Here is a 13,866-nt window from a genome sequence, read left to right on the forward strand (position 1 = left end):
GTTTAATATTAATAAACTTTTATATAACTTTTTAAAGTTATAAGTTGCGTTATAAAAGGTATTAAAAAACTTGTATTTGTAAGTGTTTTAGCTATTTTAAATATGAAAAAATTATATATTACAACTACTACATAAATATTTTTTTTTGAAAAATAGCTAATTTTTTATTTTTTAATATCTTTGTAAAATTATCTATAAAGAAATTTTTTATGGGGGTGGTTTCTTATGAAACTTGAACAATTAGGTAGACATATATTAGTAGAATATTATAACTGTGATAAAGAAATTTTAAAGAACCATAGCTTAATTGAGGAATTTATGTGTGAGGCAGCAAGAAGAGCTAAAGCTACAATAGTTACTAGTTGTTTTCATGAATTTAACCCTTGGGGTGTAAGTGGAGCTGTTATTATACAGGAATCTCATTTAACAATTCATACATGGCCTGAATACGGTTATGCATCAGTTGACTTATATACTTGTGGTGATTCAGTGAACCCTTGGGTTGGCTTTGAATATTTAGAAAATGTTTTAAAAGCTGAAAGAAGTGAATCTACTGAAATAGCAAGAGGAATGATTGAAAAAATCAGAAATTTTTCTTCAGATAAATTAGATGTAATTACACATAAACCAACAGCGTAATAATATTTTAAATTATATATAACTTTGTAATATATTCAAAAATTAAAAACATAAACTTTGAGAGGATTTATAAATATGGAATTATGGTATACAGAAAATCAAACTGAAAATGTTAAATTTTCAACTAGAGTAAAAAACACCTTATTTTCTAAAAAAAGTGATTTTCAACAAATTGATATAATAGATACTGAAGAATTTGGAAAAGTTCTTGTAATAGATGGATGGACTATGATAACTGAAAAGGATGAGTTTATTTATCATGAAATGATAGTACATGTTCCTTTATCAGTTAATAAAGACATAAAAAGAGTTTTAGTAATTGGTGCTGGAGATGGAGGTACTGTAAGAGAACTAACAAGATATAATACCATTGAAGAAATTCATATGGTAGAAATTGATGAAATGGTTGTTAGAGCATCTCAAGAATTTTTACCTTTTACAGCTAATAAATTAACAGATCCTAGAGTTAAATTATATTTCCAAGATGGATTAGAATTTGTTAAAGGAAAAATAAATGAATATGATTTAATAATTGTAGACTCAACTGATCCTATAGGACCTGGAGAAGGATTATTTACAAAAGAATTCTATACTGATTGTTATAATGCATTAACTAAAAAAGGAATCTTAGTAAATCAAGGAGAAAGTCCGTATTATTCTAATAATGCAAGAGAAATGAATAGATCTTTTAGTAAAATAAGAGATATTTTTCCTATTTCTGAAGCTTACCAATATCATATGCCAACATACGCTTCAGGTCATTGGATTTTTGGATTTGCATCTAAGGAGCTTCATCCTATTAAAGATTTAAATAAGGAATATTGGAATTCTTTAAATATAAAAACTAAATATTATAACTGTGATTTACATGTAGGCTCTTTTGCCTTGCCTAACTATGTAAAAAAGCTTTTAAATAAATAAGAAAATGCTATGAGAAATAGTTATTAACTATAATCTCATAGCATTTTTATTTAATAAATAAGAACTAAAATTAATTTATATTTTATTTTTTAGTTCTAATGTTAATAGAGACTGGTCTTGAAAGTTGTTCATCAATAGACTTAGCTATTATTTTAAAATTATATAAAGTATTAGCTTTTAAATTATCAATTAAATACTCTTGAGAAGTTCCGTTTACGGTAGCTATTTTTACTCCATCTTTGTATATTATATATTCATTAATTGTTACATTTGTTGTTTCATTCCAAGTAAGTTTTAAACTATTATTAGTTATATCCTTACCTTTAAAGTTTAATACTTTTTTAGGTTTTTCTCCTGTGATTGTTGAATCAATTTTAACTTTATATTTAAGAATAGTTTCATTTTTAAGATTATCTACTGCTTTTAAATATATAATATCTCCATCATTAACTTTTAATTCTTTAGAAAACTCTCTTTTAGTAATTTCATGCCCATATTCTCCATCGGTTAAAATATTTAAAAGATTTTCGCCATTCAAATAAAATTTATAGCCATTTGTATTATCACTTACATAACCTTTAATAATTAATTTATTAGAAGGAATTTTTATTACATTATTTCCATCAGCTAAAGGATTTTCTAGTTTTATAATTGGAGCTTCTGTATCACAAAATGCTTTCATGGAATAATTCACCACAACTTCTTCATTGACATTTTCACCATAAATTAAAATATAATTCATTCCCTCTTCTAGTGTTAAATCCACAGAAAATGTTTTATCAGGTTTGATAACTGTATCTACTCCACCAATAGATACTTTTTCAATATTTCCTTTTATATATCCTTCAATGGTTAAATTACTATTTGAAACTTCTATAAATTGTTCCACATTAGTTAAAATTATTTCTCCCTTTTCAGGAGTAGTTCCTACAGTTATATCTAAAGAAGTAGAAGCTTCATTAAAAGCATTATCTAAAGCAAATAAAATTATATTATTTTCTCCCTCTTCATTTAATTGAATATTTCCTTTTAAGATTCCATTTTCAAATGTAAAAGTAGAAATATCGACTTCTTTTCCATCTAAAGTTAAAACTATATTATTTAATCCAGATAAAGAGTCATTAAGTGTTGCCACTAATTCATAATTGTTTGTATTACAATTTGGTGAAGATGTAATATTAATAGTTGGTTTAGTATTATCTATTTTAACAGGTATTTTAAATTGTTGATATTTTGCATCCTCTAAATCAACTCTAGCATTTACTACTACAGTATAATCTCCTTCTACAACTTTAAATTCTCCAGAAGAACTATCGTAAATATTGCCATCCCATAATAAACTTTCTAAAATATTTACTTCATTTCCACCTTTAGAAGAAAATATTTTCTTTCTTAATTCTGTATCTGTATTAACTTTTTTAGCAACTATATTATCATTACTATCTAATACATCTACATATACATCTTTAGCATTTCGCATTAAATATAATGCTGGAATAATAGTATCACCATAACCATCATCATTTGGAGATATTGCTATTTTTTCTGGATTTAATATTACTCCATCCTCTGTTACATTTTCTAACCCAGCAAAATGATAATCCTCTCCTAATTTAATAGCTGCAAAAGATGGTGGCAATATATTTGTTTCATTTTTTTCCCAAGGAGCTGGATTTATAATTTTTTCACTATCCCATTCACCATAAAAACCCATATAAGGAACAGTTAATGAAAAAGTACTTTCATTTACTGCTTCTAATTTAATAAATCCTTCTACAAATATATCCTTTGGAGTATTAGAATTTAAATTTAATGTGGCATTTATTATAATAGTTTCACCAGCTGGTACTGTTATAGTATGATTATCAAAGGTTAAGGAAGCTCCTTCTAATATTATATCCCTATGCATTTTTCCACCTTCTCCAAACCCAGGATTATAAGCAGTTAAAACTCCACCAAAAGAAGATAAGTTATAGGTTTCTTCTTTATTACCATAGTTCTTTATTATTAAAGGAAATGTAGTTGTAGTATCAATTTCTTTTAATGATATAGTAGCTTCGCCATTTTCTCCTAAAGCTAATACTCTATTTTCTAAAGCATCTTTAGTTTGAATCATTCCTGCTCCTTGTCTTCTTGGAGAATAAGGTATCTCACTATTTAAGTCAAATTCATTATCCATTAATATTTGTGATGTATTTATTATTGTATTTTTAACATATTCAATTAATTCTCTACCCGAAAGATTTAAATTACTTTTCTTTAAAGCTTGTATAATTAAAGCAGTACTACCAGCTACATGTGGTGCTGACATAGAAGTACCACTTTTAGTACCATATTTATTATTATTTAATGTAGAATAAATACTTCCACCAGGTCCAGTAATTTGAGGAGCAAAATCTAAGTTTGGTGCTGGTCCCCAAGAGGAAAAACTAGACATTTTATCAACACCATAATTAGGCACACTTGTTACAGCATTCTCAAAAGATATAGTAAGGTTATTAATTATATTTTCTTTTAATTTAATACCATCACTATTTTTAATAAACATAGCTGGAATTTTTATAGATGGATCTGATGCCATATTTATATATTCATTTCCAGGTTTATCATTATAAATAATTACAGCAATAGCACCAGAATTTTGAGCATTAATTTGTTTTTCACTAAAAGCAATATCTCCTCTCTTAATTAAAGCTACTTTATCTAATAAATTTTTCCCTTCAAAATCGCTAGGGGTACCTAATCCACAATCTACAATTTCTAATTTTCTTTCAGATAGAAAAATGTCTAAAGGATCAATATCACATTGAGTAAATCCCATAAGAAATTTTTTCTTTTCAATATTAGCTGTTAATGCAGGAAGCAATTTACTTTTATTATCATAACTTGCAACTTGTAAAGCATCCTTTGATAACCCTGGGGATCCTACTGTAGAAACATCTGTTACTTTTCCAAAAATATATGGATCAGAAGAATAGGAAGAGTTACCCGCAGAAACAACAGAAATAACCCCTTCATCAGCAGCATTTTTTATAGCTTTTTGCTCAGGATCATTTGCATTTCTATAACCAGCTGGAGAACCTAAACTCATATTTATTATATCCGCTCCATGTTTAATAGAATCTTCAATGGCAGCTATAATATCATCAGCATAAGCAAATGGTATATCAGGATTATTAGAAAATACTTTCATTGCTAGTAATTGTGCTTGTGGTGCTACTCCTTGAATACCTTTACCATTATTAACCTCTTCATCAGAAGCATCAGCTGCTACAATTCCAGCAACATGCATACCATGCATACTACCTGAAGTATCTATAACTTCTAAATTTTTATCAGCATAATTATAACCATAAGGAATTTTTTCAGTATAATATTTCCCAGGACCAGATGGATTAGTGTCTTTAATTTTCATGGTTTCAGTATTTAAAGGGGATTTCATATCTTTATGAGTATAATCTATTCCAGTGTCTATAATTGATACAACTAATCCTTCACCCTTAAATCCGTAATCTTGCCAAACGTTTAAAGCTTGTGTAAATTCTTTTGCTGTGGTCATATCAGGATAATATTTATTAGCTTCTCTTACAGATAGCACCTCAGGTAAATTTTCAATTTCTTTCATTTCTTCTCTTTTAATATCTAAGGAAAAACCATTTATAAGGTTACCATAACTATTTTTTATATTAGATTTAGTAATATTCATAACTTTAGCTTTAACTGATTCTTGAGCTTTTAAAACAGAATTAATTTCTTCTTCAGAAGGAATAGTATTTTTAGTTTTTAAAGCTGCTGGTTTATCTTTAAGCTCTATAATAACTCTTATAATATCATCTTTATTTTCCTTAGTAATAGCAACTTCATTTTCTATATCTTTTTCTATAGATTTAATTCCTTTAAATTTTATCTTTGAAGTAACTTTGCTCTCATCTTTTATTAGTTTTGCAATATTGTTTTCAGTAGCAGTAGCTTTTACATTAATACCTAAAGTACTTAGAAGTAATGAAAATGAAAAAAGTAATACTGTTATTTTGGCAATATTTATTTTTAAAATTTTCCCCATAAAATTTCTCCCCTTTGTAAAATAATAATTTATTTCTATATTATTATACAAATGTTATTAAAATTCCAATAATTGTAATAAATTTTAATGTTAATTTCAAATTTATTATCATATTAATAATTTCACATAATTATTCAAATAAAATTTGAGAGAATACTACCATGTCTATAAGTAATGTTATAGTTAATATACAAAATTTGTTAAAGCTATTTTAAAACATAGCATTAATATTTAATAAATAAAAGTAAACAAAAAAACTTAGGAATATCCTAAGTTTTTATATTAAAGTTAACTATTCAGAATCCATTTCTGAAAGATTATTTCCTTCTATTCCATCTCCTTTAGTTCTTAAATAACCTTCACCTTTTTTAGAGTGAGATATTATAACACCTTCAATCTCTCCTCTTTTAGCCATTTCAACGCCTTCATGTTTAGAAACTGTTTCACCATTTGATAAAACATATTCTGTAATTTCTCCACTAGTATCCTTTATAACTGATTTAATTCTTTCGCTCATAAATTTCCACCTCTTTATTAATATATTTATTTCAATTCTAATTTAAGAATCCTTTATAACATTATGTATCAAATTATTGCTATATATCCCTAGAAAATTTTGATATAATATAAACAAATTAGAAAAATTTCTTTTAAATTACAAAAGGAGGAGTAATTATGTATTTAGATAAAATAAAAAAAGCAAAACGTAATATTGAAGATATTGTTATGAAAACACCTTTACTATATAGTGAAGTATTTTCTAAAGGTTGCCAAAACGAAGTTTTTATGAAATGTGAAAATTTACAATTAACAGGAGCCTACAAAATAAGAGGAGCACTTAATAAAATAAGATCTCTTACAGAAGAGGAAAAAAATAAAGGTGTTGTTTGCTCCTCAGCAGGAAATCATGCTCAAGGGGTTGCTTATGCTTCATCATTAGCAAATGTAAAAGCAACTATTGTTATGCCTGAAACTACTCCATTATTAAAAATTCAATCAACTAAAGATTTTGGTGGAAATATAGTGTTAGCTGGTGAAGTTTATGATGATGCGTATAAAGAAGCTAAAAGAATAGAAAAAGAACAAGGAGTTACTTTTTTACATCCCTTTAATGATATAGATGTTATATGTGGTCAAGGTACAGTAGGTTTAGAAATTTTAGAAGATTTACCTAATGTGGATATAATTCTTTGTCCAATTGGAGGTGGAGGATTAATAAGTGGTATTTCTATTGCTGCTAAATCCATTAATTCTAATATTAAAATTATAGGTGTTCAAGCAGCAGGAGCAAATGCTATGGAACAAAGCTTTAAAAAAGGACATTTAATTAATATTGATAAAGTTGATACCATTGCTGATGGTATAGCAGTTAAACAACCTGGTAATTTAACTTATGAAATTATAAAAGATTATGTAGATGATATAGTAACTGTTACTGATAATGAAATAGTAGAAGCATTTTTCACATTAAGTGAAAAACATAAACTATTAGCAGAAGCTTCAGGTGTTGTTAGCCTTGCTGCATTAAAAAAATTAAATGAAAAAAATAAAAAAGTTGTCTCTGTAATAAGTGGTGGCAATATTGATATGGTTACCATTTCTTCATTAATAGATAGTGCTCTTGTATCAAAAGGAAGATTAGTATGCTTTAGTATGGAACTTATAGATAAGCCAGGGGAGGCTGTTAAAGTTGCACAAGTATTTTCTTCAGTTAATGCAAATATAGTGGAATTATATCATAATAGATTTAAAGCTAAAGATAAATTAAAAAATGTAGTTTTAGATGTTACCGTAGAAACTAACGGACATTCACATATTCAATCCATAAAAGAAGCTCTTATAAACCATGGTTATAACATAATACAAGTATATTAGAACATATTTAAATTTAATACCCAAAATTAAGACTTGCTTCCTTAATTTTGGGTATTTTGTATTCTGTTATATCTTCTTCCAATAAGCTTTACTTGTCCATTTAAAATGTATTTAATATCATATATACATGATATTAAAAATTGCAAAAAATTTTTAAAGGGAGACTACTTATGGAAAAATATAAAAAGGAAATTCATTTAGAAAATAAATATTTAAGTATAGAAGATTACATAGATTTTGCATTTAAAAATTTAAATAATATAAGAAAAGAATATGCTTATTATGAAGAGGTATTTTTAAATAAAGAGTTAAACAATAAAAATTTCATAGATTATAAAAATTACATTGAAGAAGCTTTTGGAGCTAATTGGAATAAAAAGTTTGATAATATTTCTTTAGTTGAATATGATATACTATATTCTAAAATTAATAAATAAAATTCATTAACTTTCTTATTAAAAAATAAAACCACTAAGCTTTTCACTTGGTGGTTTTTGCTTTTTAATTTACTTAATTAGTTTTCTAATTAAAGTACTTGTTCCTATACCAACCATAACAACACCTACTAACATTTCAATATTAGATGCAAAATAAGCTTTTGGTATAGGCTGACAATTAATAAGACCAATGCCAGCAAACATTCCTACACTTAAATTAAAAGCTTCATTAAAATCATTTATAAAATCTAAAAAGGAAGTACTCATTAAACTATTTATAGTATATTGTACTAAATTATCATTTACATCTAGTCCTAAAAATAAATATAATATAGCAAAAAATAATATTAAAAATAAAGAAAATAATATAGAATATAGTGGTCTTTCACCATAACCACTACTTAATAAATATAAATAAGACACAGTTTTTGGCAAAAAATTCAAAGTTTTTCTTTGCATATTTTTGCATAAAAAATAATACTCTCCAAAATTATTTTTCAAACTATTATTATTAAATTTATTTGCTAAAGTTTCGTAAACCATATATAATCCTTCATATTCATTTCTATTCCTATATCTTAAAGGAATTCTATCTACAAAAGTTTGCTCATCAAGTTTAGATTGATTTTTATCAGTAAACTCTAAATCAATAATATAAGTATTTATAATTTTTGCACCAAATAAACTAATATCTTCAAAATTTAAATTTTTCAATTCAGAATTAATAATTACAACACTAGTCATATTACTAATTTGAAAAGAACTATTATAAATGAAACAATTATCAAAAATAGCAAAACCTATGTTGGAGCTAATAAATTTAACATACATTTTACAATTTTTAAATGTACATCCCCAATTATCTTTTCTGTTTAAATTAGGATATTCATCACTATCCTCTTTTATTAAAATACACTTTTCAAATATGACTCCACCCTTTTCAAAGTTACAATCTTCAAATATGCATCCTATAAACTTACAATTTTTAAACTTAAGGTTATTAAAATTACATTTATAAAACTTTGAACAAATGATATTTTTATTTTCTATAGTAATAAAATCTTTTTCATTTTTATAATATGAATTACCAAAAGTTCTTTCTTTAAAACATTTAAAACTTAATTCATTACTAGGAGTAAATTCCTTAGAAAGCTTTTTTGAAGAGGTAATTTTATTAAATAAATTTTCATTATTTAAAATTCTATTTTTTAATTGTTCATTAGCTGTAAAACATTCTTCTTTAAAATTTATATACCCCATTATCATCGTCCTTTTTTATTATTGTAAATTTAGTTTAAACAAATCATATTTTTTATATACTAAAAAAAGCAAAAACTCATTATTAAGAGCTTCTGCTTTTTATTTTATAACATATATAATTTGTCTTAAAAAACTAATTAAGAAGTTGTTCAGTATCACTTCCTAATAGTATAGATTCCTCATTTCCTGTGAAATCACCATTATTTTCATTTCTGCCTTGTAAATAATATCTAGCATCAGATTTTCCTATAGTATCAGCAGCTTTTTTGCAAAGCGTTCCTATTTTTCCATCTTTACATCTATTTATTATTAAACTTATCTTAGTATTTTTAAAGTCTGATAACATAGGAACATCCCCATTACTATCTCCACCAACAATAATAGGTTCTTGCTTATGAGTTGAAATTAAAAATTTCTTTATAGTTTCTACTTTACCAGCGCCCTGAGTTTGATAATATTCATTATTATATTCAGGTTCTATAATTCCATTACTATCTTTTTTTAATTCCATAGCATAAATGTGATCATCTGGTAATTCATAACCATATTTTGAATTAGTAGCAAATTCTTTAACTACATCTATGTATGAAGCAGAGCAAATGTATACATCAAAACCATTTTTCATTAAAGTTTTATATAAGTTTTGCATTTCCTTTGTAGTTCTTAATCCTGTTTTAAAAGTAACAGAAACTATGCCTGCTTTTCCTGGATGCTCATCAGGACTTGTCCATGTTTCTTCACCTAAAGATTCTTTTAACCAATAGTCATTAGATTTATCTGTTAATTTAGCAACTTCATCAGAATTCATACCTGCAAATAAATAAGTAACCCACGGATAACTTATTTCTGAACTAAAAGTATCACCAATAGCTGCATATAAATATCTAACTTTTGTTATAAAACTTTTATATTCATTAGTATTTTTAATTTCTTCTAAAGATTTATTTCCTTTAAATCCTTTATAATTTTCATATAAATATTTATAATCAGCATCTATATCAGTTCCAATTAAATCTATATTTACTGGTTTTCCCTCTTTATTGTTGAACTCTTTTTTAAAATTTTCTTTAGGTATTTTAGTTCTTATAACTTTACTAAATTCTTCAGGAGTCATTTTAAATTCTAGATTCATTAATTGATAAGCAAGTAAAGCTTCTTCTACATCATTTAATATAGAGGTATTATCCCAATCAAAAACTGCATAAGGTTTTTCATCTTCCACATAATTTTTACTGCCTTTTCCGTTATCTTCAATAACTTTTTCTAAAGCATTATAGTTATCTTTAGCCCAACCTAATTTTTCAAGCTTAACATTAGAATTTTCATTTGTTGTTTGGTTTGTAGTAGATTGATTATTTGCAGAAATAGTTTTACAGCCTACTAAAGCAGTAGAGCATATTAAAGTAGCTAAAATCAAACTAATCGTTTTCATCTTTCCGTTAATCATTGTAAATTCTCTCCTTCAATTATCTAAATTCTTTTGTTAAATTTATATTGAATAACACATACTCTATTTATTTATACATCTTTTATACTATATAGTCAATTTATTCTAAGGTTAAATATTTCTATTTAACCTTAATAAGTTAATGATGTTAATTATTTTAACTATTTTTATAGAATATTCTTATATTGTTAGTATCTATATATAAGCAAAAAAGTAGGTATTTAATATTAAATGCCTACTCTTTTTTCCATAACTTTTAATTTTATATATACTTTTTTATTATTTTTAAATTTATAATATATGGATGTTAATAAGGATAATTTATTTAAGCATAAAACTTTTTGAAATTTTTAAATCTTCTAGCTAAAGAATAAAATTCATCTCTTAAATCATGGTATAAAGTATCCACATAACCCCAATCAGCTTTTCTATTAGAAGCAAACCATACTTTTTCATGATATAATCTTAATTTTTCTATTTCACTTGCTAAATAAAGAACTTTATTAATATAAGTCATAGCATCTTCTCTTGAAGTTAATTTTTCCCAAGGTAAATAAGTTAATTTTTCAGCAGTAAATTTAATTTTCATAGCAGATAAATATAAGGCATCAAAAATATTAATATTTCTTTTAATTTTCATTTTCTCTATATTAGATAAAGCTTTATTCATTTCATCTATTAATAAATGTGCATTCTTTTTAAATTCAAAATCACTTATTTCTAAAGGAGTTTTAAAAATTTCAAGTTTAAATATAAAATTATCATCAAGATTCATTACATTATCATAATGATAAACATTTAAAAGATTTTTAGCATCCTCTTCATCTAAACCAAAAAATAATTTGTGATATGCATAATAAAAATCTTCAAATTCATAAGAAGAATTATTATTCCAAGCAAAATGTGCTCCTATTATAACACCAGGCCACATTAATTCTCGAGGACAATCGCCACCATCCCCCCAACTAGACATTATCATGTGATCACATTGACCATTTGCAGTTTTTAATAATCCTTTAGTATTTCCCCAAGAAGCTTTAATATTTGAAGCAAATCTATTCCAAGTCCAAGAACCAGGAGAAACAGTTACAGTTAAACCAATTTCTCTTAGTTTTTCCACATAAGGATAATAATCTTTAGGGTTATAATCCCAAAATACAAAATTTATACCTTTAGGTAGTTCTAAAGCTTTTTCAAGCCCCACAGAATAATCTCCCCAAGGTGGTGCAAAGAAATCAGCATACATCATCATATCACAATCACGTTTTTCAAGTTCATTATGAATCCATGTGTAATGATCTATAAATGCTTTTCCTCCTTTTTCTTTGCCATAAACCTCTGTTAATTCGCTAGGCTCATCTCCTCCTACATGGATAACACCAGCACCAAATGCTTCAACAACTTCATCAAATATTTTACTTAATAAAGGTTTAACTTTAGGATTAAAAGGGTCTATTACATCCGTATGACTACCATCTTCTTTTTGAATAGTTAATTTTTGTAGTTCTTTAAGTGAAGTATTTTTATCAAAATGCCCTAATAAATTTATAATAGGTCTTATTTGTATATTATATTGTTTAGCATATTCACTTAAACTTTTCCACTCTTCTCCACTTAAACCATCTGAAAATTTTCCCCAATCTGGACAACATTTAAATTTGAAAACATCTTCAATATAAGGCATATACACATTATACTTATATCTAGCTAAATTTTTAATAACCTGTTGAAAATTTTCATAAGTAGGAACTTGTCCTCTTGATATATCATCTGACATAGCTCTAAAACTCATATCAGCACTATCCTCAATAATACATTCTTTTAAAGTACCATTATTTAGAATGTCAAGTTGAGAAACAGTAGAAGAGGCATAAATTAATCCACCTAAGTCCTCAGCATAAATATTTATTTCCTTTTCCTTAATTTCTATTTTATAAGCATCTTTTATGTTCATTTTATTTTTTATAAATTTTATAGCATATTTTCCATCTAGTTCATTAAAAGATCCTTCTAATAAAAATTCTTTAGGAACTTTTGAAATACTAGAAATACTATCATCAATATAAAAATCATTTAATTTAATCAACTTACTATGTATTTCTACATTTTTAAGTTGAGGAATAATATTATAATTCATAGTTAAACCACTCCTTTAAATGTTTACATAGTTTAATTATATACAAATAGGTTTTATAAAAACTGTTTTAATAAATATATTTAGAATTTTTCAATTATTAATATAAAATTTACAAAAAAATATGTATAGCACTTTTAAATTTACTATACATATCTTACAAAAAATTTATTTTTTATTTTTAATAATTTTAGTTAATTCTTCTAATACTAAAGGCTCTTTATCTATTTTCCATTGTTTTTTAGCTAAATCCATATTTACATCTAAGGTTTCAGATTCAATTATAATATCAAAATTACCGTCTATATAAATATTTTCATAATCCCTTTTATCCTTTAATTCAATATGATCTAATAATTGAGCACTATAACAAGAATTTTCAGTAATATTTTTTCCTATATCATTAATAGGATGAACATCCTTATCATTATGAGCATATAAAATATGTTTATAATAATAATAACCATCATTTCCTTTTATCCAATTTTTATACATATCCTTTGCAAAAATCAAACTTACATATTCTTCATTATTTAATTTGGAAATTTTCCTAGAATTATATATCCATACAGGGGTTATTTTTACTCTTAATAAAGCGGAGGAGTTACTTAAATTATGTATCCATATATCTTTATTTACTTCCTTATCAGAAGAAATATCTAAAGCTGTACTAGTTACATTTAAATTTTCTAAAATTTCATGTTTTATATTACCTGATGTAACTCTAGTTTGCTCTTTTTGTAACTTTAAGTACCAAATACATATACCACCTAATATAAATACAATTAAAAATAATGATATTAATAAAAATATTAAGAATTTCTTCTTTTTATTCTCATGTATTTTTTCCATAATAATTTTACACCTTTCTTAATTTATAATTTTTAAATTAAGTTTATGTAAAATTATTATTTTCAATACTAATATTATATATTTATTGAAAACTCTTTATTGTAAATTAAATAATACCTATCAAAACATATAAAAATGCTAAAAATAGCATTAGTAAACATATGTTCTTATTCAATGAAATGCACATAATTTTTATAAAAATATACTTTATTTTAAATTTTTTCACTAATAAAAATAA

General features: G+C 25.1%; 10 protein-coding genes. 4 read left to right on the forward strand and 6 right to left on the reverse strand.

All coding sequences use genetic code 11. The features are described from left to right. Positions 1 to 225 precede the first annotated feature (225 nt). Together speD and speE are read left to right on the forward strand one after the other, a co-directional pair. Positions 226 to 639: an adenosylmethionine decarboxylase gene (gene speD / locus GBZ86_RS06850; protein ID WP_152889026.1), complete on the forward strand. Its 414-nt coding sequence runs from the start codon at positions 226 to 228 to the stop codon at positions 637 to 639. Between the two features lie 75 nt (positions 640 to 714). Beyond that, entirely contained in the window at positions 715 to 1,560 is an 846-nt protein-coding gene (gene speE, locus GBZ86_RS06855) for a polyamine aminopropyltransferase (protein WP_152889028.1), read from the forward strand. An 82-nt stretch (positions 1,561 to 1,642) separates the two neighbouring features. Here the strand turns inward: speE and GBZ86_RS18655 are convergent, their stop codons facing one another. Both GBZ86_RS18655 and GBZ86_RS06865 read right to left on the reverse strand, forming a co-directional pair. Then, complete coding sequence (locus GBZ86_RS18655; RefSeq protein ID WP_152889030.1) at positions 1,643 to 5,623, reverse strand: S8 family serine peptidase; 3,981 nt, start codon at positions 5,621 to 5,623, stop codon at positions 1,643 to 1,645. Between the two features lie 292 nt (positions 5,624 to 5,915). Then, a complete protein-coding gene (locus tag GBZ86_RS06865; RefSeq protein WP_152889032.1) occupies positions 5,916 to 6,140 on the reverse strand; it encodes a DUF3892 domain-containing protein in 225 nt (74 codons plus the stop codon). Positions 6,141 to 6,298: 158 nt separating this feature from the next. Here GBZ86_RS06865 and ilvA point away from each other — a divergent pair, with 158 nt between their 5' ends. Together ilvA and GBZ86_RS06875 are read left to right on the forward strand one after the other, a co-directional pair. Next, positions 6,299 to 7,498, forward strand: a complete 1,200-nt coding sequence (gene ilvA, locus GBZ86_RS06870) for a threonine ammonia-lyase (protein ID WP_152889034.1) — start codon at positions 6,299 to 6,301, stop codon at positions 7,496 to 7,498. Between the two features lie 170 nt (positions 7,499 to 7,668). After that, positions 7,669 to 7,935, forward strand: coding sequence for a hypothetical protein (locus tag GBZ86_RS06875; protein ID WP_152889036.1), 267 nt, complete (start codon positions 7,669 to 7,671; stop codon positions 7,933 to 7,935). 69 nt (positions 7,936 to 8,004) lie between these two features. Here GBZ86_RS06875 and GBZ86_RS06880 read toward each other — a convergent pair whose 3' ends face one another. From GBZ86_RS06880 to GBZ86_RS06895, 4 genes are all read right to left on the reverse strand, one after another. After that, a complete protein-coding gene (locus tag GBZ86_RS06880) occupies positions 8,005 to 9,195 on the reverse strand; it encodes a pentapeptide repeat-containing protein (RefSeq protein ID WP_152889038.1) in 1,191 nt (396 codons plus the stop codon). Positions 9,196 to 9,328: 133 nt separating this feature from the next. After that, a complete protein-coding gene (locus GBZ86_RS06885) occupies positions 9,329 to 10,642 on the reverse strand; it encodes an HAD family hydrolase (protein ID WP_152889040.1) in 1,314 nt (437 codons plus the stop codon). A gap of 325 nt (positions 10,643 to 10,967) precedes the next feature. Next, positions 10,968 to 12,779 carry a family 20 glycosylhydrolase gene (locus GBZ86_RS06890; protein ID WP_152889042.1) on the reverse strand — a complete coding sequence of 604 codons (1,812 nt, stop codon included), beginning with the start codon at positions 12,777 to 12,779 and terminating at the stop codon, positions 10,968 to 10,970. Between the two features lie 165 nt (positions 12,780 to 12,944). Further along, positions 12,945 to 13,628: a hypothetical protein gene (locus GBZ86_RS06895; RefSeq protein WP_152889044.1), complete on the reverse strand. Its 684-nt coding sequence runs from the start codon at positions 13,626 to 13,628 to the stop codon at positions 12,945 to 12,947. Positions 13,629 to 13,866 lie beyond the last annotated feature (238 nt).

Origin of the sequence: Clostridium tarantellae, from assembly GCF_009295725.1 — a bacterium.
Lineage (GTDB): Bacteria > Bacillota > Clostridia > Clostridiales > Clostridiaceae > Sarcina > Sarcina tarantellae.

Excerpts from the sequence above, each read along its gene's own strand:
- GBZ86_RS06875 (WP_152889036.1), top strand. The coding sequence starts at position 7,669 with ATGGAAAAATATAAAAAGGAAATTCATTTAGAAAATAAATATTTAAGT.
- GBZ86_RS06880 (WP_152889038.1), bottom strand. The coding sequence starts at position 9,195 with ATGGGGTATATAAATTTTAAAGAAGAATGTTTTACAGCTAATGAACAA.
- speE (WP_152889028.1), top strand. The coding sequence starts at position 715 with ATGGAATTATGGTATACAGAAAATCAAACTGAAAATGTTAAATTTTCA.
- GBZ86_RS06865 (WP_152889032.1), bottom strand. The coding sequence starts at position 6,140 with ATGAGCGAAAGAATTAAATCAGTTATAAAGGATACTAGTGGAGAAATT.
- GBZ86_RS06885 (WP_152889040.1), bottom strand. The coding sequence starts at position 10,642 with ATGATTAACGGAAAGATGAAAACGATTAGTTTGATTTTAGCTACTTTA.
- GBZ86_RS18655 (WP_152889030.1), bottom strand. The coding sequence starts at position 5,623 with ATGGGGAAAATTTTAAAAATAAATATTGCCAAAATAACAGTATTACTT.
- GBZ86_RS06895 (WP_152889044.1), bottom strand. The coding sequence starts at position 13,628 with ATGGAAAAAATACATGAGAATAAAAAGAAGAAATTCTTAATATTTTTA.
- ilvA (WP_152889034.1), top strand. The coding sequence starts at position 6,299 with ATGTATTTAGATAAAATAAAAAAAGCAAAACGTAATATTGAAGATATT.
- speD (WP_152889026.1), top strand. The coding sequence starts at position 226 with ATGAAACTTGAACAATTAGGTAGACATATATTAGTAGAATATTATAAC.
- GBZ86_RS06890 (WP_152889042.1), bottom strand. The coding sequence starts at position 12,779 with ATGAATTATAATATTATTCCTCAACTTAAAAATGTAGAAATACATAGT.